The organism is Pseudomonas sp. MWU12-2319 (assembly GCF_023242525.1).
In the GTDB taxonomy this organism is placed as follows: domain Bacteria; phylum Pseudomonadota; class Gammaproteobacteria; order Pseudomonadales; family Pseudomonadaceae; genus Aquipseudomonas; species Aquipseudomonas gingeri_D.
Window position 1 is genome coordinate 108202 of record NZ_JALJES010000009.1, and the last position, 25958, is coordinate 134159.

General features: G+C 61.0%; 22 protein-coding genes. 12 read left to right on the plus strand and 10 right to left on the minus strand.

Features of this window, described 5'->3' with window-relative positions; genetic code table 11:
* Positions 1–97: 97 nt before the first annotated feature.
* The gene (locus tag M5C01_RS16255) at positions 98–1048 is read right to left on the minus strand and encodes a GlxA family transcriptional regulator (protein ID WP_152740392.1); all 951 of its coding nucleotides are present in this window, start codon (positions 1046–1048) and stop codon (positions 98–100) included.
* A 223-nt stretch (positions 1049–1271) separates the two neighbouring features.
* On the opposite strand from M5C01_RS16255, the gene M5C01_RS16260 reads away from it, so the two are divergent.
* A complete protein-coding gene (locus tag M5C01_RS16260; RefSeq protein WP_152740391.1) occupies positions 1272–1994 on the plus strand; it encodes a pirin family protein in 723 nt (240 codons plus the stop codon).
* Between the two features lie 50 nt (positions 1995–2044).
* Here M5C01_RS16260 and M5C01_RS16265 read toward each other — a convergent pair whose 3' ends face one another.
* Positions 2045–2947, minus strand: a complete 903-nt coding sequence (locus tag M5C01_RS16265) for a LysR family transcriptional regulator (protein ID WP_152740390.1) — start codon at positions 2945–2947, stop codon at positions 2045–2047.
* A 106-nt stretch (positions 2948–3053) separates the two neighbouring features.
* On the opposite strand from M5C01_RS16265, the gene M5C01_RS16270 reads away from it, so the two are divergent.
* The 4 genes from M5C01_RS16270 (at position 3054) to M5C01_RS16285 (ending at position 10038) form a co-directional block, all read left to right on the plus strand.
* The gene (locus M5C01_RS16270) at positions 3054–4037 is read left to right on the plus strand and encodes an aldo/keto reductase (RefSeq protein ID WP_152740389.1); all 984 of its coding nucleotides are present in this window, start codon (positions 3054–3056) and stop codon (positions 4035–4037) included.
* A 191-nt stretch (positions 4038–4228) separates the two neighbouring features.
* Positions 4229–5755, plus strand: coding sequence for an efflux transporter outer membrane subunit (locus M5C01_RS16275; RefSeq protein ID WP_152740388.1), 1527 nt, complete (start codon positions 4229–4231; stop codon positions 5753–5755).
* Positions 5756–5856: 101 nt separating this feature from the next.
* The gene (locus M5C01_RS16280; protein WP_248764357.1) at positions 5857–6966 is read left to right on the plus strand and encodes an efflux RND transporter periplasmic adaptor subunit; all 1110 of its coding nucleotides are present in this window, start codon (positions 5857–5859) and stop codon (positions 6964–6966) included.
* A gap of 12 nt (positions 6967–6978) precedes the next feature.
* Positions 6979–10038 (plus strand): efflux RND transporter permease subunit, encoded by a 3060-nt coding sequence (locus M5C01_RS16285; RefSeq protein WP_103496621.1) that lies wholly within the window; start codon positions 6979–6981, stop codon positions 10036–10038.
* A gap of 12 nt (positions 10039–10050) precedes the next feature.
* On the opposite strand, the gene M5C01_RS16290 is transcribed toward M5C01_RS16285, so the two are convergent.
* On the minus strand, positions 10051–10920 hold the full coding sequence (locus M5C01_RS16290) for a LysR family transcriptional regulator (RefSeq protein ID WP_177100559.1): 870 nt from the start codon (positions 10918–10920) through the stop codon (positions 10051–10053).
* 109 nt (positions 10921–11029) lie between these two features.
* On the opposite strand from M5C01_RS16290, the gene M5C01_RS16295 reads away from it, so the two are divergent.
* Positions 11030–12091 carry an alkene reductase gene (locus M5C01_RS16295; protein WP_152740386.1) on the plus strand — a complete coding sequence of 354 codons (1062 nt, stop codon included), beginning with the start codon at positions 11030–11032 and terminating at the stop codon, positions 12089–12091.
* A gap of 50 nt (positions 12092–12141) precedes the next feature.
* Here the strand turns inward: M5C01_RS16295 and M5C01_RS16300 are convergent, their stop codons facing one another.
* On the minus strand, positions 12142–13443 hold the full coding sequence (locus M5C01_RS16300; protein WP_152740385.1) for an MFS transporter: 1302 nt from the start codon (positions 13441–13443) through the stop codon (positions 12142–12144).
* Positions 13444–13679: 236 nt separating this feature from the next.
* Positions 13680–14321: a TetR/AcrR family transcriptional regulator gene (locus M5C01_RS16305; RefSeq protein ID WP_248764352.1), complete on the minus strand. Its 642-nt coding sequence runs from the start codon at positions 14319–14321 to the stop codon at positions 13680–13682.
* Between the two features lie 86 nt (positions 14322–14407).
* Between M5C01_RS16305 and M5C01_RS16310 the strand changes: the two genes are divergently transcribed.
* Complete coding sequence (locus M5C01_RS16310) at positions 14408–15004, plus strand: NAD(P)H-dependent oxidoreductase (protein ID WP_152740384.1); 597 nt, start codon at positions 14408–14410, stop codon at positions 15002–15004.
* 44 nt (positions 15005–15048) lie between these two features.
* Here M5C01_RS16310 and M5C01_RS16315 read toward each other — a convergent pair whose 3' ends face one another.
* The 3 genes from M5C01_RS16315 to M5C01_RS16325 form a co-directional block, all read right to left on the minus strand.
* The gene (locus M5C01_RS16315) at positions 15049–15924 is read right to left on the minus strand and encodes a DNA/RNA non-specific endonuclease (RefSeq protein ID WP_152740383.1); all 876 of its coding nucleotides are present in this window, start codon (positions 15922–15924) and stop codon (positions 15049–15051) included.
* Positions 15925–16083: 159 nt separating this feature from the next.
* Positions 16084–16629, minus strand: a complete 546-nt coding sequence (locus tag M5C01_RS16320) for a DUF4123 domain-containing protein (protein WP_152740382.1) — start codon at positions 16627–16629, stop codon at positions 16084–16086.
* Positions 16626–17048, minus strand: coding sequence for a hypothetical protein (locus M5C01_RS16325; RefSeq protein WP_152740381.1), 423 nt, complete (start codon positions 17046–17048; stop codon positions 16626–16628). Before M5C01_RS16325 ends, M5C01_RS16320 begins: the two co-directional genes overlap by 4 nt.
* On the opposite strand from M5C01_RS16325, the gene M5C01_RS16330 reads away from it, so the two are divergent.
* The 4 genes from M5C01_RS16330 (at position 17043) to M5C01_RS16345 (ending at position 22891) form a co-directional block, all read left to right on the plus strand.
* A complete protein-coding gene (locus tag M5C01_RS16330) occupies positions 17043–17228 on the plus strand; it encodes a hypothetical protein (protein WP_152740380.1) in 186 nt (61 codons plus the stop codon). The genes M5C01_RS16325 and M5C01_RS16330 overlap by 6 nt on opposite strands.
* A gap of 401 nt (positions 17229–17629) precedes the next feature.
* Positions 17630–19555: an IucA/IucC family protein gene (locus tag M5C01_RS16335; protein WP_152740379.1), complete on the plus strand. Its 1926-nt coding sequence runs from the start codon at positions 17630–17632 to the stop codon at positions 19553–19555.
* Positions 19545–20774, plus strand: coding sequence for an MFS transporter (locus M5C01_RS16340; RefSeq protein ID WP_152740378.1), 1230 nt, complete (start codon positions 19545–19547; stop codon positions 20772–20774). The genes M5C01_RS16335 and M5C01_RS16340 overlap by 11 nt, the downstream gene beginning before the upstream one ends.
* Positions 20771–22891: a TonB-dependent receptor gene (locus M5C01_RS16345; RefSeq protein WP_152740377.1), complete on the plus strand. Its 2121-nt coding sequence runs from the start codon at positions 20771–20773 to the stop codon at positions 22889–22891. The genes M5C01_RS16340 and M5C01_RS16345 overlap by 4 nt, the downstream gene beginning before the upstream one ends.
* A gap of 112 nt (positions 22892–23003) precedes the next feature.
* Here the strand turns inward: M5C01_RS16345 and M5C01_RS16350 are convergent, their stop codons facing one another.
* Complete coding sequence (locus M5C01_RS16350; protein WP_152740376.1) at positions 23004–23855, minus strand: LysR family transcriptional regulator; 852 nt, start codon at positions 23853–23855, stop codon at positions 23004–23006.
* A 101-nt stretch (positions 23856–23956) separates the two neighbouring features.
* Between M5C01_RS16350 and M5C01_RS16355 the strand changes: the two genes are divergently transcribed.
* Positions 23957–24586: an NAD(P)H-dependent oxidoreductase gene (locus M5C01_RS16355; RefSeq protein WP_152740375.1), complete on the plus strand. Its 630-nt coding sequence runs from the start codon at positions 23957–23959 to the stop codon at positions 24584–24586.
* Between the two features lie 50 nt (positions 24587–24636).
* Here the strand turns inward: M5C01_RS16355 and M5C01_RS16360 are convergent, their stop codons facing one another.
* Positions 24637–25950: an allantoin permease gene (locus M5C01_RS16360; RefSeq protein WP_152740374.1), complete on the minus strand. Its 1314-nt coding sequence runs from the start codon at positions 25948–25950 to the stop codon at positions 24637–24639.
* Positions 25951–25958 lie beyond the last annotated feature (8 nt).

The window sequence follows — 25958 nt, forward strand, 5'->3', positions numbered from 1 at the left end:
AAAAATTCATGGATATCTTGGCAGGCATGGGTGAGGGTACAACCACCACGGGAGGAGCGCTACGGCCATCCCAGTGCGCGGGACGGACAAGAGCGCTCTAGCTGAACTGTTCGCGGTACTGACTGGGGGTCAGGCCGAGTTTCTCACTGAACAGAAAGCGCATGTGCCGTACGCTGCCGAAGCCGCTTTTGTAGGCCACGGTCTTGAGTGGCAAGTCGCTGGTTTCCAGCAGACGCCTGGCGCAATCGATGCGTGCATTTTGCACAAACGCCATCGGCGTCATGTTCACTTCCCGGGTAAATATCCGGGCAAAATGCCGCGCACTCATATTCGCCAGCCCGGCCATGCGTTCGACGCTGAAGCTTTCATCGAGGTGTTCGAGCACATGATGCTGAACCCGGGTAACCGGGGTTTCATGAGGTGACACCGCCGCCATCAACGGACTGTACTGCGCCTGTCCGCCCTGGCGCGTCATCGCCACCAGCAATACCTTGGCCACGTCCTGGGCGACTTTCTTGCCGTGGTCCCGGGCGACCACCGCCAAGGCCAGGTCTATGCCGGCAGTAACGCCGCCAGAGGTGATCAGGTTGCGGTCCTTGACGTAAATCTGATCGGTCTCCACCGCCGCCTTGGGGAAAGCCTTGATCAACCGTTCCGTATAGTGCCAATGAGTCGTCACGCGATAGCCATCCAGTAAACCGGCATGCCCCAGCACGAAGGCCCCCGTGCAGATCGAGCCATAACAGGTCACCCGCCGGACAGCGTCCTGGAGCCAGGCGAGCAGCGACGGATTTTTTTCGTTATAGGCGCCGGGGCCGCCAGGCACCAGCAACAGGTCATAGCCCCCATCCGCCTGATCGATGTGCGTGTCAGCCTGTACCCGGACACCGTTGGAGGCCCGCACCGCCTCGTGCTCAGTGCCAATCAGCGACAGCTGATAGTGGTCGTCCGGCCCCAGATAACGATTGGCGATGGAAAACACCTCCATGGGCCCGGCCATGTCGAGCAGGAGAAAGTCCGGGAACAGCACCATCGCCACTGTTTTCATGGGTTTTAACTCATTGATATAAAAAGAATAGAAGCTTCACGCCGACATTGGACAGTATGACCGGATATGGCACGAACGGCGGCTGAGAATACGTGATTTCCCGCACAAAACTGTCAACCTGAAAGAGACAGTATTTCAACTTCCACCTACTTATTGCTCCCAGCGGTAAACATTAACCTTCTCCTCACTCGGACGAATTCTCGTCCCTACGGGAGATCTCAACATGCTGACCCTTCGCAAAGCCTCTGAGCGTGGCGCCGCCAATCACGGCTGGTTGAAGTCGTTCCATACCTTTTCCTTCGCCAATTACCGCAACCCGCGGGAGCAGGGTTTTTCCGACCTGCTGGTGATCAACGACGACCGGGTGGCCGCCGGCAAGGGTTTCGGTCAACACCCGCACCGGGACATGGAGATTTTCTCCTATGTGCTCGAAGGCGCCCTGGAACACAAGGACACCCTGGGCACCGGTTCGGTGATCCGCCCCGGCGACGTGCAACTGATGAGCGCCGGCAGTGGCGTGGCCCATAGCGAGTACAACCACTCGGCCAACCGGCCGGTGCACTTCCTGCAAATCTGGATCGTGCCGGACGTCGTCGGCGCCAAACCGCGTTATCAGCAAGAGCACTTCAGTACTCAGAAAAAACGCGGTCGGCTGCAATTGATCATCTCGCCTGACGGGGCCAACGGCTCACTGAGCGTGCGTCAGGATGCACGGGTTTATGCCGCGCTGATTGACGGCAAGGAAAGCGCCACCCTGGAGTTGGCCGCCAATCGCTATGCCTACGTGCATGTCGCCCGGGGCAATGTCGAACTCAACGGCGTGCAACTGCAGGAGGGCGATGGCGTGCGGGTTCGGGATGAACAGGTGCTGACCTTGAGCAATGGCGCGGATGCCGAAGTGCTGGTGTTCGACCTGCGCCCTCAAGAACTGCCGCAAATGCCATGAGTGTAGCGGGCCCGGGCCTGTGCCCGGGCTTCAGCCATGTTGCCCATCATTCACAATCCTTGGCTTGCCCACTCCCGCACGGCCTGGGCAAACAATCTGAGCGCCATGGGCGGATGTCGATTGGCCGGGTAATAGAGGCAGAGCCCAGGGTAGTAAGGGCTCCATTCCGGCAACAGCTGAATCAGGCGCCCGGCCTCCACGTGCTCCGTCACTTGCGCCTCGGGCACCCAGGCCACACCGATACCCGCCAGGGCCGCCTCGACCATCAGGTTGAGGTTGTCCATGGTCATCGGACCGTCCACGTCGATGTTCGCGCTCCTGCCCAGATGCTCCAGGTCCCAGCGAAATAACGCTCCACTGGCAAAACGGAAACGGATGCAACGGTGTTGCTTGAGGTCATGGGGCGCCTTGGGCGCCTCGTGGTGCTCAAGGTAGTCGGGCGATGCGACGGCCACAAAACGAATATCCGGGCCAAATCGCACCGCGATCATGTCCCGGGGCACGTCGTCGTGAAGACGGATACCCGCATCAAAACCATCGGCGACAATGTCCACCAGACGGCCGTCGGCAATGCACTCGATATGGATCTGCGGGTTGGCGGCGAGAAAGCCCGGGATGACGTGGCGGATCAGTGGCCGAAAAGAGGATTCCGACGCACTGAGACGAATCGAGCCTGACGGTGTATTACGCGCCGAGGTGACTTCATTCACCGCACTTTCCAGATCCCCCAGCAAGGGCCTGACTCTCTGGAACAACTGATCCCCCGCTTCGGTCAGGGCGACGGATCGTGTTGTGCGGTTGAACAGGCGCAGCTCCAGGCGCGCCTCCAGGCCACGCATCGAATGACTGAGCGCCGACGGCGAAACCCCCAATAGTCGCGCCGCACCGCTGAAACTGCGTTGCTCGGCAATGGCAACGAACGCCGTCAACTCCGGTAATCCTGCACGAATCATTGATGAATTCTCCTCAATAGCACATAAAACCGTAGCCTAATTGTTGATATTTATACAGCAATTTAAGCTGCCTTCATTCATCCCATCGTTATGAAGGAGATAGAGCATGCGCAAACGTCAATTAGGTAACAGCGGCCTGGAAGTCTCGGCCATGGGCCTGGGCTGCATGAGCTTGAGCTACGGCTATGGGCCGGCGCAGGAAACGGCGGCGGCGATCAAGCTGATTCGCCACGCATTCGACCAGGGCGTGAACTTCTTCGACAGTGCCGAAGCCTATGGCCCCTATGCCAATGAGACCTTGCTGGGTGAGGCGCTGACGCCCATTCGCGACCAGGTGGTGATTGCCACCAAATTCGGCTTCAAGGACGGCCTGGTCTCGGAAGGCCTGGACAGCCGCCCGCAGACGATTCGCGCGGTAACGGAAGCCGCGCTCAAGCGCCTGCGTACTGACCGCATCGACCTGCTCTATCAACACCGGGTCGATCCGAACGTTCCGATTGAAGAGGTGGCCGGGACCGTCAAGCAGTTGATCGAAGAAGGCAAGGTCAAGCACTTCGGCCTGTCCGAAGCGGGCGTGCAAGCAATTCGCCGGGCCCATGCGGTTCAACCGGTCACCGCGCTACAGAGCGAGTATTCTCTGTGGTGGCGCGAGCCGGAAGCGGAAATTTTGCCGACCCTCGAAGAGCTGGGCATCGGCTTCGTGCCTTTCAGCCCCTTGGGCAAGGGTTTCCTGACGGGTGCGATCGACGAGCGAACCACCTTCGCCGCCGGTGATTTCCGTAGCCTGGTCCCGCGGTTCTCTGAAGAAAATCGCAAGGCAAACGCTCATCTGGTCGAAGTGCTCGGCCAGATCGCCGATGGCAAAGGCGCCAGCCGCGCTCAGATCGCCATCGCCTGGCTGCTGGCGCAAAAGCCCTGGATCGTACCGATACCCGGCACCACCAAACTGCATCGCCTGGAGGAAAACATCGGCGCGGCCGAGATCATCCTGACGCCTACGGACCTGAGTGCCATCGAATCGGCCATGGCGCAGATTACCGTCGTGGGCGAGCGCTATCCCGCGCACTTGCAACAACGCGTCAATCGCTGAGTCCGCGCCCACAAGAAAATTCACTTGACTTAACGGTCATTAAATCAGCAATTAGTCTTCTGCCGGGTACTAGCGCCTTGGGCCCGGCGCTACCCTCCTCTCGCAGTTTGCGCATAAATCGTCGCTCAAGGAGGCAAAGGGCGCAGGCTTGATCTATTCATAAACTGACTAATGGATTAACTAGAGAGCCCATGAAAGAGCAACCCCGGCGGCAGGCGATTTCTCACACCTGGCAGATGCTTGCTCCTGCCGGTGTACTTTGCATCGCCCTGCTCACGGGCTGCGCCGTGGGCCCGGACTTTACCCGGCCCAGTGTCGCTAAAAATGCCGGTTATTCGCAGGAGAAACTGGCGACGACCACCGCCTCGGCGGACGTGGCAGACGGAGGTGCCGCGCAAAAGCTGGTCGAGGGCATGGATATTCCCGGCCAATGGTGGACGCTTTTTCGCTCGCCGACATTGAACGCGCTGGTGGAAGAGGCGCTGAAGGCCAATTCGGACGTGGCCGCCGCTCAAGCAGCCCTCCGCCAGGCCAATGAACTGGCTTATGCCGAGCAGTCTTCACTGTTTCCCTCCCTAGGTGGCAGTGCATCCAAGACACGACAGCTGCCATCGACCGCCAATACCTTCGGTTCGCCCGCGCGGATTCTCACCGTCAACTCAGCATCGCTGAGCGTCTCTTACGACCCGGACGTGTTCGGGGGCGGCCGACGCCAGATAGAATCCTCCACGGCGCAGGCCGAGTATGAACGCTACCAACTGGAGGCGACTTACCTCACGCTGACCTCCAATGTCGTCAACACCGCCGTGACCCTGGCGTCCCTGCGCGATCAGGTGACGGCCACCCAGGCAATCATTCGCCTGCAGAGCGATCAGCTCGATCTCCTGCAGTCGCAGCGGCGGCTGGGGGCGATCGCCAATACCGATGTGCTCACGCAGCAGGCGGCACTGGCCCAAACCCGCGCGACCTTGCCGCCCTTGCAAAAGCAGCTCGCCCAGACCCGTAATCAGTTGATGGCCTATCTCGGCCGCTTTCCCAATCAGGATCAGGGGGAGAGTTTCGACCTGGCCTCCCTCCATCTGCCCGAGCAGTTGCCGCTCAGCCTGCCCTCGACCATCGTCGAGCAGCGACCCGATGTGCGCTCCGCCGAAGCGCAACTGCACCAAGCCAGCGCCAATATCGGCGTTGCCGTTGCCAATCAACTGCCGCAATTCAGCATCAGCGGAACACTGGGCTCCAGTGCGCTGGGTGGCACCCGGCTGTTTTCGTCGGGCACGGGATTCTGGAGTCTCGCAGGCTCAGTCAGCCAAACGATCTTTGACGCGGGCACACTGGAGCATCGCAAGCAGGCCGCTGTGGCCGCCTACGATGAATCGGCGGCACGTTATCGCAGCACCGTGATCGCCGCCTTCCAGGATGTCGCCAACGCACTCCGGGCACTGCAAGCGGACGCCGATACGCTCAACCAGCAGGTGCAAGCCGAACAGGCTGCCCACCAAAGCCTGGATCTGGCACAGGCGCAGTTCCGCCTTGGCGCCGTGGGTTACCTGAATCTGCTGACGGCGCAACAGAACTATCAGAACGCGGTACTCACCCGCGTCAAGGTGCAGAGCACCCGCTACAGCGACACCACCGCCCTCTTCCAGGCACTGGGCGGCGGATGGTGGAACCGAACCGATGTGGCCCCTGCTTCACAGGGCAGCCCCGACCGTTTTTGAAACAGCGAGAAAAAACCATGGCTGACGCCAACACTGCCGCTGCTCCATCGCCCCAGCCGACTGAACCTGGCGGTGCGCGCAAACGCCGGCTACTCAAGCCCATGCTCATCATGATCGCGGTGGTCCTGGTCATTGTCGCCATCATCGCGGGGGTGAAATTCACCCAGATCTCGAAGCTGATCGCCCAATCCAAGATCCCGCTGCCCCCTGCCGTGGTGACGGTCATGCGCGCCGAGTTCGCCGATTGGCAGCCGAGCGTTTCCAGCGTGGGGTCGATCAAGGCGGTACGCGGTGTCGATGTCACCACCGAGGTCGGCGGTATCGTGCGCAGCCTCGGCTTCAAACCGGGCCAGGAGGTGGCGGCCGGGGAGCTGCTCGTCCAGTTGAATGCGGATTCGGACATCGCCCAGCTTCACTCCCTCGAAGCCACCGCCAGCCTGGCCGGCACGGTCCTCAAACGCGACAAGGCACAACTGGCGGTGAGCGCCGTGTCCCAGGCGCAGGTCGAGGCGGACGAGGCTGACTTGAAAGCCAAGATGGCGGCTGCAGAACAGCAGCGGGCGTTGGTGGCCAAGAAAACCATCCGTGCGCCCTTTGCCGGCAAGATCGGGATCACCAGTGTCAATCCCGGTCAATTTCTCAACCCCGGCGACAAGATCGCCACCCTGCAAACCTTCAACCCCATCTATATCGACTTCAACGTACCGCAAGCCCAAGTGGGGGCGATTGCCCTCGGCCTGCCCGTCGCGGTCACGGCGGGCGGCCTGCCCAAGCAGACCTTCGCCGGCAAGGTCACGGCCATCGACACCAGGTTCGATCCGACCACACGCAATGTCGTCGTTGAAGCCACCGTCGATAATCCGAAGCAAAGCCTGGTGCCCGGCATGTTTGCCCAAGCCGTCGTGCAGTCCGGAGAGAAGCAGCGCTACCTCACCGTGCCACAGACCGCCGTCACTTATAACCCTTACGGTACGACGGTGTTCACCGCGGTGCAGAAGAACGACCAGGGCAACGATGTGCTCACGGCGCAGCAGACGTTTATCCAGACCGGGCCGACCCGCGGTGACCAGGTGGCCATTCTGTCCGGCGTGAAGGAAGGCGACCAGGTGATCACCAGTGGCCAGATGAAGCTCAAGAACGGCTCACCGGTGAAGGTCGATACCCAGGGCGCGCCCTTGAACGACGCGGCCCCCAAGCCGCAAGAACAATAGGTCGCGCGCCCCATGAAGCTTACCGATATCTTCATCAAGCGACCGGTCTGGGCCGTTGTCATCTCGCTGTTCATCCTGATACTGGGGTTGCGCTCGATCTTCGGGCTGCCGGTCAACCAGTGGCCACGCACTGAAAACACCGTGGTCACCATCACCACCAGCTACTACGGTGCGGATGCCGCCACCGTGGCCGGCTTTATCACCCAACCCCTGGAGTCGGCCATCGCCCAGGCCCAGGGCATTGATTACCTGGCCTCCTCGAGCATTACCGGGATCTCGACCATTACCGCGACCCTGCGGCTCAACTACGAGGCCAGCAAGGCACTCACGGAGATCAACACCCAGGTCAACTCGGTGAAGAACCAGCTACCGGCCCAGGCCCAGGAGCCGGTGCTCACGGTGGCGGTCGGACAGACCACGGACGCCATGTACCTGGGTTTCTACAGCGATGTACTGCCCACCAACAACATCACCGACTACCTGTTGCGGGTCGTCAAGCCGAAGCTCGACTCCCTCGAAGGCGTGCAGACGGCCGAGATCCTTGGCGGGCGCCAATTCGCCATGCGCGCCTGGCTCGACCCGGGCAAGCTGGCCGCCCACAACGTGTCGGCGCAGGACGTTTCCGTCGCCCTGGCCAACAACAACTACCTGTCGGCCCTGGGTTCGACAAAAGGCCAGATGATCACGGTCGACCTGACCGCCGGCACCGACCTGCACACCGTGGATGAATTCAAACAGCTGGTCATCAAGCAGAACGGCGATGCGCTCGTGCACCTGGAAGATGTGGCCACGGTGACCCTGGGGGCGGAGAGCTACGACACCAGCGTCGCGTTCTCCGGCAAGCGCTCGGTGTTCATCGGGATCAAAGTGGCACCGAATGCCAACATCCTGACGGTCGCCGCCAGCGTCAGGAAGGCTTTCCCCGACCTGCAATCGCAACTGCCGAGCGGCGTCCGGGGCGAGATCGTCTACGACTCCACCGAGTTCATCAATACCTCGATCTACGAGGTGGTGAAAACCCTCGTCGAGGCGATGATCATCGTCTCGATCGTCATCTATCTGTTCCTCGGCTCCTTTCGCGCGGTGATTGTTCCGCTGGTGGCAATACCGCTGTCGCTGATCGGGACCTTCTTCATCATGTTCCTGCTGGGGTACTCGATCAATCTGCTGACCCTGCTCGCCCTGGTATTGGCCATCGGCCTGGTGGTCGATGACGCGATCATTGTGGTGGAGAACGTCGACCGGCATATCAAGGAAGAAGGCAAAGGCGTAATGGAAGCGGCCATGATCGCGGCCGGGGAACTCGGCGGTCCGATTGTCGCCATGACGGTGGTGTTGATTGCCGCGTACGTCCCCATCGGGCTGCGCACGGGGCTCACCGGCGCGCTGTTCAAGGAGTTCTGTTTCTCCCTGGCGGGCGCCGTGACCGTGTCGGCCGTGGTGGCGCTGACCCTCTCGCCGATGATGACTTCACGGTTATTCAAACCGGGACAGGAAGAGGGTCGCTTTGCCCGCCTGCTGGATCGCTATTTCGACCGGCTACGCCACCGCTATCACCGGGTCCTGTCGGCCGGGCTGGACAGCTGGCCGGTGCTGGTCACCTTTGGCTTTATCCTGTTCCTGCTGGTGGCCGCCAGCGGCATGACCGCCAAGAGCGAGCTGTCGCCGACCGAGGACCAGGGGCTGGTGTTCATGCAGATCAAAGGGGCACCGACGGCCTCTCCCCAGCAGATGGAGCGGCTGGCTGACCAGGTCTTCCAGATCGCGAAAACCGAACCCGAGTACGCGCAGATGTTCCAGCTCACCGGGGTGCCCGCGCTCAATCAGGGGCTCGGCGGCGTGCTGCTCAAGCCCTGGGGAGAGCGTGGTCGCTCGCAAGCGGAATTGGTGTTGGACCTGCAACAGAAGTGGAACCAGGTGGCCGGCGCCAAGATGGCGGCCTTTCCGCTGCCGTCGTTACCGGGTGCCCAGGGTTTGCCGGTGCAGTTTGTGATCACCACGACGGAGTCCGTCGAAAATTTGAATGAAGTCGCTCAGGCGGTCATGGCAGAGGCCCAGAAGCAGCAGCTGTTCTGGTTCTCGGACCTGGACCTGAAGATCGACAAGCCACAAGCCAAGCTGATCGTCGACCGCGACAAGATCGCCGCCCTGGGGATGACCCAGGCCGACGTCGGCGCGGCACTCTCGGCGGCGCTGGGTGGGAATTACGTGAACTATTTCTCCACCGCCGGGCGCTCGTACAAAGTCATTCCCCAGGTCCTGCAGGTCGACCGTCTCAACCCCGATCAGATCCTCGATTACTACATTCGCACGCCCTCCGGCGCCATGATCCAGGCGCGCACGGTGGCGCATATCGAGACCACCACGGAAGCGGAGTCCATCAACCACTTCCAGCAGCTCAACTCGGCGACCCTTTCAGGCGTGAGTGGTGTGGCCCAGGGTGAACTGCTGGCGAAACTGGACAGCATCCTGCACAACGTCGCGCCATCGGGCTACACCTCCGATGCGTCGGGTGAGTCGCGTCAGTTCATGCAGGAATCGGGCGGATTCGTCGGCCTCCTGCTGTTCTCCATTCTGATCGTCTACCTGGCGCTGGCCTTCCAGTTCGAGAGCTACCGCGACCCCGTGGTGATCCTGTTTTCGGTGCCACCGGCGCTCTTCGGCGCGCTGGCCTTTATCACCATGGGCTTCGCCTCGATCAACGTGTACACCCAGGTGGGCCTGGTGACCCTGCTCGGGCTGATCACCAAGCATGGGATTCTGATCGTGCAGTTTGCCAACGAACTGCAGCGCGCCGGTCGCAGCAAGCGCGAGGCCATCGAAGAAGCCGCGGCGGTGCGCTTGCGGCCAATCCTGATGACCACCGCGGCCATGGTGTTGGGCGTGGTGCCGCTGGTCTGGGCCTCCGGGGCCGGTGCGGCCGGGCGCCACGACATGGGCCTGGTGATCTTCGCCGGCCTCTCGATCGGTACCCTGCTGACGCTGTTCATGGTGCCGGCGATGTACATGTTCATTGGCACCACCCACCATCAGGAGGCCCCCGAACAGCCGCTGTCTACACCGGTGGCCTAGCGGTCGCCACGCTCACGCCAGGCGTGCGCGAAGAAACTCGATGAAACGCTGGGTCTTGGCCGGCAGCAAGCGGGTCTCGGTGACGGCATAAACCGTCACCGGCTTGCCCTGCCACTCAGGCATGACACGACGCAGTTGGCCGTTACGCAGTTCATCGGCAATGATTTCCTCGTTCATCAGCACGATGCCCTGGTCGAGCGTAGCCAGCCGCCGCAGCATCCCGACGCTGTTGACCATAAAGCGCCCTCCTACCCCTACCGAGAGGGTTTGTACGCCGTCAGTCAGCGTCCAGGCCCCGGCCTTCTGAATATTCAGGCACTGATGCCGTTCGAGATCATTCGGTGTGCCGGGCACGCCCGACACTTCGAGATAACGCGGCGAGGCGTACAGATAGGACACCAGGGAGGCCAGGGGTCGTGCGATCAGCTGCGAGTCTTGCGATTCGCCAATCCGAATGGCGACGTCGAAGGGCTCGCTCACCAGGTCGACGCGCCGGGAGGTCAGATCCAGATCGAAGGTGATCCCCGGATAGAGGCCGGCAAACTCGGCGATCAGGGGCGCCAGGTAAGTGACCGCAAAGTCCACGGGGAACGAGACCCGCAGCACCCCGCTGGGTTGCGCAAGCATCTCGCCAAGCTGCTCATGGGCCAACCGGGCCTCATCGACAATGCGCTTGCAGCGCTCGAAGTAGATCTGCCCGGCTTCAGTCACCTCGACCTTGCGCGTGGTCCGATGCAGGAGCCGCAAGCCGATCGCCTTCTCCAGGGCACTGATACGCCGGGACAGGGTCGAGTTCGGCATGCCCAGCACCTCGGCCGCCCCGCGAAAGCCTTTCGCTTTGACGACCTCGACAAACAACGCCATATCGTTCAGAAGTTCCACGCCAATTGCTCCATATATGGATCAATCAAATCCGGAATGCCGTATTTATCCCAAAAATAATAAAGCTGATGATGCGTCTCCAGCAACACACACTTTCGAGGATCGCACCATGAGCTCACTCTTCAGCCCCATACACGTCGCCAACGCCACCTTTTCAAACCGCCTGGTCATGGCGCCCATGACCCGCAGCCGCGCGGAGTTCGATGGCACCCCGGGGGAACTGGCGGCCGAATATTATGCCCAGCGCGCCAGCGTCGGCCTGATCGTTACCGAGGGTACACAGCCGTCCGACGATGGTCAGGGTTACCTCACCACACCGGGTATCTATAGCGATGCCCATGTGGCCGGCTGGAAGAAAGTCACCGACGCGGTACACACCCACGGTGGGCATATTTTTATCCAGTTGATGCATGCCGGTCGCATGTCCCACCCCGATAACACGCCCCATCATCGCCAGGGCGTGGCACCGTCCGCCATCGCACCCAATACGCCCATGTTCACTGTCAAAGGCATGCAGGACATCCCGGTGCCACGGGCATTGAGCACCGAGGAAGTACGTCAGACCGTCGCTGATTTCCGCTTCGCCGCGCGCCGGGCCGTTGAAGCCGGGGCCGACGGTGTCGAAATTCACGGCGCCAACGCCTACCTGGTCCAACAGTTCCTGGCCCCCAGCGCCAACACCCGAACCGATGAATACGGTGGCTCGATCGAGAACCGCGCGCGTTTTGCCATTGAGGTCGTGACCGCCATCGCCGAGGAAATCGGTGCCGACAAAACCGCCCTCCGCCTCTCGCCCGGCATCACGATGTGGGGTATCGATGAAGGTGAGGAAGGTCCGAACCTCTACCGCTACCTGGTGACCGAACTGAACAAGCTCGGCCTTGCTTACCTCCATATCCTGCATAAAGGCGACGACGCGCTTCTGGCGGACATCCGCAAGGCCTGGGACAACACCCTGATCGTCAACCGCCCTGGCCGCCCGCGGGAGCAGATTGGCGCCGACCTGGCTGCCGGACTTGCGGACATGGAGGCCTACGGTCAGATGGTTCTGGCCAACCCGGACTTTGTCGAGCGCTTGAAGGCTGATGCGCCGCTGAATAACGCGGACAACACCACCTTCTTCGGCGGCAGCCAGAAGGGATACACCGACTACCTGGCCTTGAGTGTTTGAAGGCAATGAGAGGAAACAGCCAGGGCATTCTGCTGCCCTGGCTAACCCCGCTAGGCTGGAGATTGCGAACGCACCGCCGATTTTTTCAGCATCACCGGGATCGACAGGGCAATCAACGCGGCGATCACGCAGAGCATCCCGGCGATAAAAAACGCCGGCGTGTAGGTGGCCAGCAAGGTCCGCGTCAGCCCGGCGCCGTAGGCGGCAAAGGCCGCGCCCAGTTGATGGCCGGCAAACACCCAACCGAAGACGATATTGGCCCGCTCGCCGCCGAACTTCTGCGCCACCAGCTTGACCGTGGGCGGTACGGTGGCGATCCAGTCCAGGCCATAAAGCACGGCGAAAAACGACAGGCCGAACACGGTGAAGTCGGTAAACGGCAGGAGCATCAGCGAAATGCCGCGCAAGCCGTAATACCAGAACAACAGCCAGCGGTTATCGAAACGATCCGACAACCAGCCCGAGCCCACGGTGCCGAAAAAGTCGAAGATCCCCATCATCGCCAGGATACCCGCCGCAGTGGTGGCAACCAGGCCGAAGTCGCCGCACATACTGATAAAGTGGGTCTGGATCAGCCCGTTGGTGCTGGCCCCGCAGACGAAGAACGTCAGGAACAGCACCCAGAACGTCCAACTGCCCGACACGTCGCGCAGCACCTTCAGCGGGCTGATCAGCATCTGCAGCAAACTGCCCCGGTGGGCGGGTGCCGGCAGAACCTCTTTCTCCCCATACAGCGGCAAATCCAGGTCCACCGGACGATCACGCAGCAGGGCCAGCACTGCCAGCACGACCACCGCCATGGCGCAGCAAATGAAGCTCAGCGCCAAGCGCCAGCCATAGTGTTCCGTCAAGGACGCCATCAGTGGCATGAACAGCAGTTGGCCGGTGGCGGAGCTGGCCGACAGCAACCCGACCACCAGGCCGCGACGATGGGAAAACCAGCGGGTCGCCACCGTGGCCCCAAGCACCATGGCGGTGAGTCCCGTGCCGACGCCGACCACCACGCCCCATAACAGTACCAGTTGCCAGAAGCTGTTCATGAACATCGACCCGATCATGCCGCCCAGCACGATCACCAGCGCCACCAGCACCACCCGGCGCAGGCCGAAGTAATTCATGAAGGCCGCCGCGAAAGGCCCCATCAGCCCATACAGCATGAAACGAATCGCCAGGGCCCCGGAGATCTGCGCACTGCTCCAGCCGAACTCATGCTCCAGGGGCACGATAAACACCCCCGGCGCCCCCATGGCGCCGGCCATCACCAGCATGGTCAGGAAAGTGACGGCGGCCACCACCCAGCCATAGTGAACCTGACGCCGCGCCAGGCGGTTTGCGACCAATGTAGACAGCATGGAGTGTTCCTCAGGCTTGCGGGACGTGCCGCATCTCGTCGGGGGAAGGACAGAATAGATTAGTTACAACCTTTATTTAATAGATGTTTTACATCATGTATTTTGAGCTGACAAGGCCCTCGCCTCAATGACAGGGAGGATCGGCATTCTGTTTTTCTGATCTTACGCGAGGCGAACACGCCCCGGCGCTGCAGGAAACAGCGCCGGCTCGATGTCCCGCACAAAGTCATGGGTCACTACAATTGGACTTTATGAGCACGCAGCTGACTGGCCCTCTCGACCATGCTCACTATCGTCTTGAAGAGCTCGTCGGTAGCCTGCCAGGCTTCGATTTCGCCGGTCGCCGCCGCATGCGACAGCGCCTCGGCCGCCCCCAGCATCGCTCGAAGACTGGCATGGGAAATTTCACCGCCGCCGGCGTAAGGAAGCAGAACACTTCGGCACTTTGCCAAGAAAATCGCTTCGTATTGCCTTTTGATTTTTTCGAGCTCCGGTGACCCCACCAGCGCGGCAATAACGCCAGGGATTTCGTTGCCCTGGGTCAGGACACAATCGACGTACGACGTTGCAATAACGCGCGCAGCATCGGAAAGCTCGGGCTTGAGCTGCTGAAGAGCCGCGTCCATCAGTGATGTTTGTTTCGCATCAAAATCCTGGTAGAGCGCCGCCAACAGCCCCGCCCGGGTTTGGAAATGGTCGTACACAACCGGTTTGGTCACCCCTGCGCGCTCGGCCAGCCGTCCCAGCGACAGTTCCTCGGTGCCTTCATTGCGCACCAACTGCCAAGCCACCTCCAGCAGCTGACGCAGCCGATCCTCCCGCAGCATACGTACCCGGGGCGACGAGCGCCCCTGTGCTTCCCCTTCAGCGCTTGACATCACTATATACCAATAGTAGGTTTAAAAACTTACCAAAAGTATATAATCCCCTACTCCGAACCTCAACCTCCAGGAGGTAGATACAAATGCATGCACTCATCGTCGTCGCCCACCATGACCGGGACTCCCTCACCCATGGGATAGCAGCTAGAATTGGAGAAGGTCTGTCAACGGCCGATCAAGGCAGCACCTATGCCATCGCCGACCTCCACGCTGAAGGCTTTGATCCGCGTTTCACCGCGGGGGACTTGGCGGTTCACCATAACGAGGCACTACCGCCCTCTGATATTCGCGTTGAACAGCAACGGATTGACCGGGCGGATGCGCTGGTCCTTGTCTACCCCGTTTACTGGTGGTCGATGCCAGCCCTGCTCAAGGGGTGGATTGATCGGGTGTTCTCGAATGGCTGGGCGTTTGAGTTTCGCCCCAACGCCCCGCTGATCAAGAAACTCGGTCACCTTCCCATTCACCTGCTGGGGGTTGGCGGAGCAGACCCGGACACCTATGACAGGCATGGCTATGCGACCGCGATGAAGACGCAAATTGATCATGGCATCTTCAACTACTGCGGTGCCAAGGTCATGACCTCGGAGCTGATGCTTGAGTCCGAGACAGAAAATCCCATGGTGCATCTGGCCTCTGCGTTCAGCATCGGCCGCCAGCTATTTGATGTGAAAACCTGAATCACACGCCTGCGAACCCCGTATCCGATGATGGGACACTCCGTTCAAGAACGAACCACCGAGCCCGAAACCGGCAGCTGATCCAGCAGCTTGAGCCCGGTGGTTTTCACGAACGTCTCATAGTCCATCGGCTTTTCGATACGGGTTTCCGCGTTCGGCAGTACATAGGCCCAGGCGCGCCTGGACGATACGTCGTAGACCAGCTTGAACAAGCGGGTGGGCACCCAGACCTGGTCATCGCCAATGGTCCCATGGCCCTCGTCGAAGATCGGACCGGTAAAGACAAACACATTGCCCTCGGCACGCGCCGCGAACTTTCTGACATCGGCCTCGACCTTGCTCCAGATCTTGCGGTTATTGGTCGGGTCCTGCGGGACCATGTTCGACAGCGCAAAGGACTGCGCCATGGCATTCGCATTCGGCGCATCGGCCGCCGGCGCCTGATGGCCACGGTCCACGGCCGGATGTTGGGCCCGGTAGTCGCTCAGTTCCGCTCGCGCGCCCTTGGGGATGCGCGGGTCCGGGTAGAACTGGTTGGTACGCTCCTCCCCCTTCGCATCCTGTAGCTGGGCCGCGCTCAGGCGTTCCACCACCACGAGCGGGGTCTTGCTGGTTTGCGAGTAGAGCACCGCAAAGCTGTCGGAACACAGGGCCATGGGTTTCATGGTGGCCGGCACACTGGCGGTGCTGATCGGCTTGGCACCCGGGAACAAGTCGGCACAGCCGTCAAATGAAGCCTGTTGCTGTTGACTCGAATACAGGTCGATCGCCGCGCCCTGGCTGATGGAGCCCGAACGGTGCCCTTGTTTCTCGTGTTGGTTGGGTGGATCGATAAGATCCAGCAGGTTGCGCGCTTGTGCGGCGCTGGCAGAAAACAACACAAGGGCGGACAGCCCCACTGCGATACGGCGTAGGTTCATGCTTGGATTCTTTGGATTGGAGTGCGGGGATACAGATGACAAAGCCCTCTGGACGAGGGCTTGGAGAGGCGTTTTACGCGTTATGAGCGGAAATTGCCAGCCGCCCAAGCCTAAGGCACCAAGCTATCGAAATGGGTGGGAGGCACCCGACGTAATGTATCAATGCGCTCCTGACACGATCCGCAGCCTTTGATCCTCCAGATCGAACAGGTTCCATCGCGCCCCTTCGTCCGATTCAACCAGCAGACGGTTCAATGGCCCGAGAAACTTCGTGAACTCCTCATCGGTGCAGGTGGGCAGGAAGATCGACAAAACCCGTGGATCGTAATACCGAAACATCAGCAGCTTTTTATCTTCGGTTCGCACGCGAAGAAATTTCTTCAGATGTAAACGTATGGCGGGCATCGGCAATGCTGCCGGGGCAAAGATGAATATCCCCCAAGCGCGGCCCCAACCTCGATCCAGCAGTTCCCGGGTGGCAGGCGACGTGGACGTCAGTTGGACAAGGTAAGGGGCCGCCGCCTCAAGACTCGGCGTCATCTGACCCGAATACAGGCACAAGAACTCGAGCCCGCTGAGCCGAAGCCATTTCAGGATCTCGGGATCACGCGCCCCGTCGAGCACGTAATAGACACCATCGTCGGATAAGTCTTCTGCATTCGGCCATAGCAGCGTCATCAACGGATCGAGTGCGCTTGAATTCATTCCTTCGCCCCCACGGCCAGACGCGTCGCTTTCATGCGCTCACATATCTCACAGAAAGGCGTTGCGCTTTGGGCGGCCGCCACCAGTGTCGCGGCCTGATTATCCTGTACAGCCTTGGTCTCCTTTTGTTGCTCGGATTCGGGTTGAGCGGGAGGTGGCAAGACAGGTGCCGGCGTATCCGTTTCCACACTGAGCTTTTTTGCCGGACGGCGAACCGCGGGCCTTGCGGCCGGCGCATCAATCCGACCCGCGGCCTCCGACGCCGGTACCCGGGTGCGCGCCATGGGGACGTAGGGATAAACGTAGGCACACAAATGCCCATTCTGGAGGTTGCGAGAGAATTGTCTCAGCACCTCCGCGTCGGGTAAGCGATGGCTATGCGCCAACTGGCTGGAGAGCAAGGAGCGCAGACGATGCATCTCTCCGGCACCCTGGAAATATCGGCGAACAAAACGCTCCACCTGCCACGTCTCACCCAGGTCCATTCTGACCGCTCGCTGGTCGTAGGTTCGGTTACCCGTCCTCGTATCGAACGGGTCATGAGCAAACCCGGCCCTGTCGGCAATCTCGATGCGGTCCAGTCCGTCAAAAAAACATAACCGCATAGGCTGAAGGCCCTTAAACGGGATAAGGCGTCATTTGTAGCATAAGTGGCCAGGCAGGCGGTCCCGAAAATCCCTGTGTGCTCGACGATTCCCGGGCAGCTTCCTGACATCCGGGAAGGCGGCCAGACCGCACAAAACCGATAGCAGAACAGTCCTGCTTTTGTGTAGGACGTCACTGCACGCCTCCCGGCGAGTGGATCCGACAGGCCTCGAGAAAATCCTCGAAGCCCTTAAAAGACGCGGGATAGAGCGGTTTTATAGAAACAAAAATGACCGCCCATCCTGGGACAATGCAAACTTAAAGATACTAATAACAATGATTATCATTGGTTTTCGTGTTTTAACTCGCTATCCTTCGCGTGCTTTCACTCAAGACCGTGCACAAGGAGTCAGACTTGAAAAATGGATACAGCAAGAAACCGCAAGCCCTGCTGAGTCGCTGGAGCGAAGCGCTCGGCACCCCTCTTTTCCAAGCCAACCACATCACTCTCGACGCGCTGGTCAACACCCTTGCACCTGCCGCCGAGCGCAGTTTCCAGCGCTTGATCCAGGCGCTGTTCCGCGAAGGTCTGCTGGACGCCGGCGCGCTCGAATACGACGAGCCCCCTCGATGCTGGTTGACCCTCGCCGACCGCACCCGCCTGTGCTTCGACCATCTGCTCCCTGGACGCATGAGCAGTTGGGACCTGCGGGGCGATATCACGGCGTACGGCGATGATCATCCTCCGCACAAGATCCAGTTTCCCTCGGAGCTGCTGGGCCTGCTCAACCATGGCCTCGAGTCGCCTGCCGACGCCGAGGTGCTGCGCCGCCTCAACGAAGAACTCGACGACAGTTTCGCCAACGACACCCTGTGCCTGGCCTTCCACGAGCGCTGGACACTCCAGTTGCATGAATCCATGGACCCGGCGCACAGCGACAATCTGCTGGCCTGGCTCAAGGATGAGCCGAGCATCGCCAACCCCACTTCCCTGCTGGAACAGTGGGGCACGCTGGGCCACCCCTGGCACCCCAACTACAAGACCAAACTGGGCTTGAGCACGGACCAGGTCATCGACTTCTCACCGGAATTCGAAGCCCGTTTCCCGGTGATGCTCTGCGCATTGCACCACCAGTTTGCCCATGTCGAATCACTGGCTGGCACCATGGATTACTGGCAGTGGTGGCAAGCCCACTTCCCCCAGGCCGCGCAACAGTTGACCGCTGAATTGACCCGTCAGGGCCTTGAAGCCGGCGACTACCTGCCACTGCCGGCCCATCCCTGGCAGGCACGCCAGGAGCTGCCGCAGACCTTCGCCAACGAAATCGGTGACCGCCTGCTGGTCCTGACCGATATCGTCGCGTTCACCGCCCACCCGACCATGTCGTTCCGCACCGTATTGCCTGAAGGCCGCCGTGACGCGCCGATGGTCAAGCTGCCGGTGTCACTGCGACTGACCAGCGTGCAGCGCACCGTTTCGCCACGCTCGGCGCGCATGGGCCCGCGCATCAGCCAGCTGATGCAAAGCATCCTGGCGCGCGAGCCCGGGATCCGGAACATTCTCGGTATCGTTCCCGAACGCATCGGTGTGCATTTCAAGCCACAACCGGTTGACGACGAACGTTCCCGCCACCTGGCCGTACTGTACCGGGACAACCCGCTGAGCCAGTTGCAGTCGGGCGAAATGGCTATTCCGGTCGGCAGTCTGTTTGCCATCGACCAGCACGGCCAACCGCTGTTGAGGCAGTGGGTGCGCCTGGCCAAGGGCACGGACGATAGCGCCGCCATGCAATCGTTCTTCCGCGACTACGTGTCGATTGCGGTGCCTGGCCTGCTCGGCATGTACCTGCGCTACGGCGTCGCGTTCGAGGCTCACCAGCAAAACAGCTTCATGATCATGGCCGCGGACGGACAGTTGAGCCGCCTGTTGTTGCGAGACTTCGGCGATATCCGGATCGACCGCAAGACCTTGCACGCACAGGGCCTGGACATCGAACTGCATGATCCGAAGATGACCCTGTATGACGATGCCGGCTTCGTGCGCGACAAGCTGCTGCATACGGTCTTCATGTGTCATCTGGGCGAACTGGTGCTGCTCAGCGCCCGCCACTTCGACATCCCCCAGGCCCTGCTCTGGAGTGAACTGGCAACCCAGGTCCGCCAGTGCTTCGACGACTTGCGCGATCAGGTCGAACCACAGCGCTGGAGCACCGAGCGCCAGGCCCTGCTAGAACAGGACTGGCCCGCCAAGTCGTTTATGCGCATGCGCCTGCTTGAAAGTCACGCCGATATCGTCGGGCGTCTGCGCAACCCGCTGAGCGTCAACGCCGATGGCAGCTAACGACACGGCACTGCGGTTGCTGGTCGGGATTCAGCTGGTGTCCATGGGGGCCATGGAAATGAGCGGCCCCTTCTGGCCCCTGCAGATCCAGAAGCTGCTCGGCACCGCCGGGGCCCAGTACACCGGCCTGCTGTCTTCGTTGGTGTATGCCGGGCCGATGATGGCGGCGATGATCCTGACCCCGATGTGGGGGCGACTGGGCGACCGCACCGGGCACAAGCCGATGATCATTCGGGCGCTGCTGGCGTTGGCGGTGTGCCAGGCGCTGGCCGCGATCACCTTCGATCCCTGGCTGCTGGTGGGCATCCGGGTGGTTCAAGGTGCCCTGGCCGGATTTATCGCGGCGGCCCAGGCCTACGCACTGGCCTGCTGCGGCGCCGGCGGGCGGGGACAGGTTCTCGCCCGCCTGCAATCGGCCACGGCGGTCGGTTCGCTGGCCGGGCCGGTGCTGGGCGGCTGGTTGATGGATGTCTCGGGGTTCGCCTTGCTGTGCTACAGCGCCACCGCGATTTGCCTGCTGTGTGCGCTGATCAGCCTGTTTTTGCCCAGCGACACACAACGTGTGCCATCCAAGCAAAAACCGGCGCACGCGGCGCTGCCCAAGGGTTGGCTGGGGGCCATGCTCGGGGTCATCGTGCTGATCCAGGCCGCCAAGATGATGCCGCAACCGTTCTATGCCCTGTACGTGGCGGACGTCCTGCACGCGCCTGGATGGCTGATCGGCGCCAGCTATGCCGCCAGTGCCGCCACCCTCGCCTTGTCCGCGCCGCTGTGGGGGCGACTGTTCGACCGCCATCAGCCCGCACACACCTTGCGTGTCATCGAATGGGTTGCCTGGGCCTGTGCCCTGACCCTGGCCTTTACCGCCGTGGCCGGCGAATGGATGGGCTTTCTCGCCAGCCGACTGCTGTGGGGCGTGTGGCAAGGCGCGCTGCTGCCCGTCGCCTACACCTTGATCGCCAACACCGTTGCCCCCAGCCAGCAAGGCTTTGCCCTGGGCCTGGGCAACAGCGCCGCCAAAGCCGGCGCGTTGTGCGGGGTTTTGCTGGGGGGTATCGGCATGGGGATCGTCGGCGTGGCCCACAGCTTCTGGCTCGTCGCCCTCACCTACGCCATTGCCGCCCTGGGTATCCGCGCCATCCGATCATTTTCACGAACGCCGGAAACCGGCGTTTTATCGACCCACACTTCTGCGAATCAAACAAAGAAAGAGCCATGAAAAAAATACAACTTTCCATCCTCCTGCCCTTTATCGGCTCGCTGAGCACACCGGCCTGGGCCGATCAGAGCGAACCCGCCCAGTCGGCACCCGGGACCCTGCAACTGCAGGAAATGGTGGTTTCCGCCACCCGCAGCGAAACCAGCATCGCCTCGATTCCAGGCTCCGTACAGGTGATCAACGAAGAGCAGATCCGCCAGCAGACCGGTGCCGGTCGGCGGGTCGCGGATATCCTCGGGCAACTGGTGCCGGGCATCTCCCCTTCCACCGGTGGCATGAGCAACTTTGGCCAGACCCTGCGCGGACGCAACACCCTGATCCTGATCGACGGGGTCTCCCAGAACGCGACACGGGACAACTTCCGCCAGCTCAACAGCATCGCCCCGGAAAGCATCGAACGCATCGAAGTGGTCTCCGGCGCCAGCAGCGTCTACGGTGCGGGCGCGTCGGGCGGCATCATCAACATCATCACCAAACGCAACAAGGGTGAAGAGCTGGCCTTCAGCAGCAAGATCGGCATGACCACCGGCAACAACCTTAACAACAAGGGTTTCTCCTACGAAGCCTTCCAGAGCGCCACGGGGCACAAGGACGCGCTGGACTGGTACGTGTCGGCCAACACCGTGCAACGCAACGACCAGTTCGACGGCAACGGCAACCGCATTCCCCAGGACACGTCCCAGGGCAGCAACATGGACACCAGCACCTACGACCTGCAAGGTCGTTTCGGCTACGCGCTGGATGCCGACAAGAAGATCAGCCTGTCGCTGCAGGACTACAAGGACCAACAGGACACCGACTACACCAAGGACCCGCGCATCACCAACAATGCCGTCGCGGTAAAAGGCCTGAAGCTGGATGACCAGCCGTACACTCATAACCAGGCGGTCAACCTCAACTACACCGACAAGGATTTCCACGGTCAGGGCCTGCAGGTCGAAAGCTACTGGCGGCGTGCTGATGCGCTGTTTTTCCCGGACCTGTCACGGGGCCTGGCCGGAGTCTCCGACAACAACAGTATCCAGGATGTCTACGGCCTGCGGGCGGCGATCGAAAGCAAGATGCCGGACATCGGCCCGGCCACCGGCACACTGGTCTGGGGCGCCGACTATGATCACGAAACCTCGCGCCAACGCGGCGATCAGTACCGGGTCAATGGGCTGACCTACACCAAGACCGGTACCACCTTTGAAATGGGCCCGGACACCGTGACCGCCACCAAGGCCATTTTCGGCCAGCTGTCCTACGACGTCGGCGACTGGACCTTGCGTGGTGGGGTGCGTCGCGAATGGATCGAGAGCGAGATTGCCGACAGCATCGCCTATGGCGAAATCGTCCAGACCGGCAATCGCGCAACGCTGCCCGGCGGCACCCTGAATTACAACGACACGCTGTACAACCTCGGGGCGGTCTATCACCTGAACGAAAACCAGGACCTGTTCGCCAACTTCAGCCAGGGCTTTTCCCTGCCGGATATCCAGCGCTTCCTGCGTGACGTCAGCAGTACCTACAACATCCATGACCTCAACGCCCAGGCCATCAAGGTCAACAGCTATGAACTGGGCTGGCGTGGCAACTGGGACAAGTGGCAGGCCAGCGTCACCGCGTACGAAAACACCTCGGACGTCACCCAGTTCTATGACGCCAACAACCGCGTGCTGCGTCTGATCAACCAGAAGGAACGCGTGCGCGGCGTGGAAACCAGCCTGAGCTACAACGTGACGGATCAATGGTCGGTGGGCGGCACTTACGCTTACGCCAAGGGCGAGACCGATCAGAACGGCAAATGGATCGACCTGCCGGCCACACGCATTTCCCCGGCCAAGACCACTGCCTTCGTCGGTTATGAGCACGGCGACTACAACCTGCGCCTGCAAGGCATGCGCCTGTCGGACTACGACGCGGCCTTCAAGGACAACAACGGTCGCGATATCAAGGGCTACACGTTGTTCGACCTGCTGGGTTCGGTAGCGTTGCCGGTGGGTCGCCTGGAAGGTGGTGTCTACAACCTGGCGAACCGCAACTACCAGAACATGTTCGCCCAGGCCAATGCTCGCGCGCCTTATCCGAATGCTGAAGGCCGGACCTTGAGCGTGAGTTACGCGGTCGATTGGTAAAACCCGCCCGTGAAGGCGTCAGTCCTCAACCTTTGCAGGGGGCTGACGCCTCGCCTGCCCATAAGTCATTCTTCATATTCAGGGGGAGCATTCCCCGCCTTGGAACTGCCCTCTAGTGACGGCTGGCGCCGTAGCGGATGATCACCCGGGTAATCGCCTCGATAATCAGCGGGTCCGCCTCCGGCGCACTGAATAAACGGAACTCGGCATCGGGCAGCGGCGGCAAGCCATGCTCGACGCCGAGGACTGCCAACCCCTGGGACACTTGGCTGAGGGTCATCGGCGCGATGGCAAAGCCTGCCAGGGCCGCAGCCTGCAACGCGGCATAGCTGGTGCAGAGCATGGCCGTGCGCTGGGTGATGCCGGCCTGGGCCAGGCGCGTCAACGCGGCCTCCCGGTAAGGACAGGGTTCCGGGAACAGGGCCAGGGGCAAGGGTGTCGGCAAGGTGCCTAAAGGTTGTGCGGACCAGGCCCAGACCAGAGGTTCCTGCCATAACGCCAGGCCGGGCTCGCTGGACTCACACAACGAACCGACCACCAGATCCAGTTCGCCCTGCTTCATCAGGGTCAGCAAAGAGCCGGGAATACTGACCTGCACCTTGAGCTGCATGCCCGGATAGTCGGCGGCGAAGGCCTGCAACTCCCGCAACAGACGGGCATCGGCGAACTCTTCCGAAACACCGATGCGCAAACTCCCTTGAAACGCCGAACGGGTCAGCTCGGCCCAGGCATCCCGATTGAGCGCCAGAATACCCCGGGCATAGGCCATCAACCGTTCGCCATCGGCCGTCAGTTGTTGGGAGCGGGTGGTGCGGGTGAGCAGCGGCTTGCCCACCTGCTCTTCCAGGCGCCGCAAATGACCGCTGACGGCCGACTGGGTCAGGTGCAGGCGGGCCGCGGCGCGACTGAAGCCGCCTTCATCCACCACCGCGACGAAGGTCTTGAGCAACAAGGCATCGAACATATGCTGATACGTGATCAATAAGTCTGTAAAACACGATTTATATTTCAAGTAGCGCTATGTTGCAATGCTCGGGTCTTCTCTCCCCTTCCCTGAGGCCCGCCATGACCGTCCTTCTGCATATCGAATGCTCCCCGCGCAAACAGCGCTCCGCCTCCCTGGAAATCGCCCGCCAGTTCATTGCTCGCTATCAGCGCAACGCGCCGGATACCCAAGTCGTCACCCTGGACCTGTGGAACCTGGACCTACCGGAGTTTGACGGGCCGGTGATGGATGCCAAATATGCCGGCCTGAGCGGCACCCCATTGACCGAGGAACAGGACGCCGCCTGGACGCCCCTGAAAGATCTAGCGGCTCACTTGCATCAGGCTGACGTACTGGTGTTCTCCGTTCCGCTGTGGAATTTCGCAGTACCCTACAAGCTCAAGCACTTTATCGACGTGGTTTCGCAGAAAGACGTACTGTTTGAATTCAGCCCGGAACACGGCCTGCGGGGTTTGCTGCATAACAAGACGGCCGTGAACGTGTATGCGCGCGGCATGGACTATTCCGAACCGACCGCGCAACCGATGGACTTCCAGAAACCTTATATGGAAGCCTGGCTGGGTTTTATTGGTGTGACCGACGTGCATTCGCTCTATGTAGAGAAAACCATTCTCGGGCCTGACGTCGACCTGGCCTCTCGCCAGAACACCACCGAACAGGCCCTGGCGCTGGCCGATCGCCTGGCCTGATCGAGCTCTACGGATGAGCGAAAAGCCTGGCTTACCGCTCATTTCGCTTATCAGGCCAACCGCAATCGGCGTTGATGGGACAAACCCGCCTGCAAGGCAAACGCAACTATTACCGTAGAGGGTGCGGAAAAACTGCTCAGGGCACTGCCGGAAAACATTAATGCAAGCCCCAGGGCAGTCGAGCCAAACCAGGCCGTCAAGCCCACTGGATTGAATGTCGCAACGCGTTCCAGCGCCGCGATATCACTGCGGCCGTAGAGAATCTGCGCCAATGCCACGCCGACCCAGGCCACCACGAAAATGCCCTGATAGGCCAATGCCTTGAGCAAGTAGGCAAATACGTCGGCAAGCATCAAGCCATAAACGATCACCCCGACCGCCAGCGCCCACATCAGGTACGAACCGCGGATGCCAAAACGCCCAAAGAATGCCTGCATGTTCAGTGTCGCCAAGTAGTAATTGGCCGTGTTGATCCGGGTTTGCGTGGCCCAGACAAACAACAGCCCCCACAGGCCCATCAACTGCAGGATCGCCATCACCACCGAGACTTCGTTCAGTGCCCCTTCATGGGGAATGCTGCTGACCAGGTAAATGCCCGCCGCGCCGTTGAGCAGAAAGGTCACCCCATAGAACGGCATGCCGAAGTTCCAGCGACCGTGATACTGCGCATCCTCAGGCTTGCCGAAACGGGCGTAATCGAAGGTGAACAGCATCAAGACCCAGACGCCCATATAGGCGCCGAAGCAATCCCACCAGCCGAACGCATTGGGCGTTGCCGGGCCGAAATCCAGCCATTGCGGCTGATAGCCATAACGACCGATCGACAAGCCCACCGCCACCAGCAAGCCGCCCAGATACACCGGCAGCAACACACCGTTGAGCTTGTCCAACCAGTGCTGCACGCTGCCCAGAATCATCGGCACGCTGTACAACACCACCAACAATGCGGCCAGCGGATAGACCAGTTCCGGGTACAGATGATGGAGGGCCACGGCAATAACCGAACCTTCAAACACTGCGTAATAGATGGCGGTTGAAAAGAAGATCAACGTTGCCAGACAGGCCCCCGTACTGCCGAACAGTAACCGTGAAAACAACGCCACCGACAGACCGCTGCGGATCGCGAAGCGACTGAGCACGCTGTTGACCAGTCCATAGCTGATCACCGACAGGACCATGCCAATCAGCGCGTTGCGAGCGCCGTAAGACAACGCCAGCGAAGCGCCCACCACGATGTAGAACATCGCACTGCACACGGCCCACCAGGCCATGGTCAGGGACAGTCGCCCCATGCGCGCTGTCGGCGGAACAGGATGATTGGCCGGGTCTTGCCCGGTTTGACTCGATTGCGATAAAGCAGCCATCTGCGTGA

Excerpts from the sequence above, each read along its gene's own strand:
- M5C01_RS16255 (WP_152740392.1), bottom strand. The coding sequence starts at position 1,048 with ATGAAAACAGTGGCGATGGTGCTGTTCCCGGACTTTCTCCTGCTCGAC.
- M5C01_RS16260 (WP_152740391.1), top strand. The coding sequence starts at position 1,272 with ATGCTGACCCTTCGCAAAGCCTCTGAGCGTGGCGCCGCCAATCACGGC.
- M5C01_RS16265 (WP_152740390.1), bottom strand. The coding sequence starts at position 2,947 with ATGATTCGTGCAGGATTACCGGAGTTGACGGCGTTCGTTGCCATTGCC.
- M5C01_RS16270 (WP_152740389.1), top strand. The coding sequence starts at position 3,054 with ATGCGCAAACGTCAATTAGGTAACAGCGGCCTGGAAGTCTCGGCCATG.
- M5C01_RS16275 (WP_152740388.1), top strand. The coding sequence starts at position 4,229 with ATGAAAGAGCAACCCCGGCGGCAGGCGATTTCTCACACCTGGCAGATG.
- M5C01_RS16280 (WP_248764357.1), top strand. The coding sequence starts at position 5,857 with ATGCTCATCATGATCGCGGTGGTCCTGGTCATTGTCGCCATCATCGCG.
- M5C01_RS16285 (WP_103496621.1), top strand. The coding sequence starts at position 6,979 with ATGAAGCTTACCGATATCTTCATCAAGCGACCGGTCTGGGCCGTTGTC.
- M5C01_RS16295 (WP_152740386.1), top strand. The coding sequence starts at position 11,030 with ATGAGCTCACTCTTCAGCCCCATACACGTCGCCAACGCCACCTTTTCA.
- M5C01_RS16300 (WP_152740385.1), bottom strand. The coding sequence starts at position 13,443 with ATGCTGTCTACATTGGTCGCAAACCGCCTGGCGCGGCGTCAGGTTCAC.
- M5C01_RS16305 (WP_248764352.1), bottom strand. The coding sequence starts at position 14,321 with ATGTCAAGCGCTGAAGGGGAAGCACAGGGGCGCTCGTCGCCCCGGGTA.
- M5C01_RS16310 (WP_152740384.1), top strand. The coding sequence starts at position 14,408 with ATGCATGCACTCATCGTCGTCGCCCACCATGACCGGGACTCCCTCACC.
- M5C01_RS16315 (WP_152740383.1), bottom strand. The coding sequence starts at position 15,924 with ATGAACCTACGCCGTATCGCAGTGGGGCTGTCCGCCCTTGTGTTGTTT.
- M5C01_RS16320 (WP_152740382.1), bottom strand. The coding sequence starts at position 16,629 with ATGAATTCAAGCGCACTCGATCCGTTGATGACGCTGCTATGGCCGAAT.
- M5C01_RS16330 (WP_152740380.1), top strand. The coding sequence starts at position 17,043 with ATGCATCTCTCCGGCACCCTGGAAATATCGGCGAACAAAACGCTCCAC.
- M5C01_RS16325 (WP_152740381.1), bottom strand. The coding sequence starts at position 17,048 with ATGCATCGTCTGCGCTCCTTGCTCTCCAGCCAGTTGGCGCATAGCCAT.
- M5C01_RS16340 (WP_152740378.1), top strand. The coding sequence starts at position 19,545 with ATGGCAGCTAACGACACGGCACTGCGGTTGCTGGTCGGGATTCAGCTG.
- M5C01_RS16345 (WP_152740377.1), top strand. The coding sequence starts at position 20,771 with ATGAAAAAAATACAACTTTCCATCCTCCTGCCCTTTATCGGCTCGCTG.
- M5C01_RS16350 (WP_152740376.1), bottom strand. The coding sequence starts at position 23,855 with ATGTTCGATGCCTTGTTGCTCAAGACCTTCGTCGCGGTGGTGGATGAA.
- M5C01_RS16355 (WP_152740375.1), top strand. The coding sequence starts at position 23,957 with ATGACCGTCCTTCTGCATATCGAATGCTCCCCGCGCAAACAGCGCTCC.
- M5C01_RS16360 (WP_152740374.1), bottom strand. The coding sequence starts at position 25,950 with ATGGCTGCTTTATCGCAATCGAGTCAAACCGGGCAAGACCCGGCCAAT.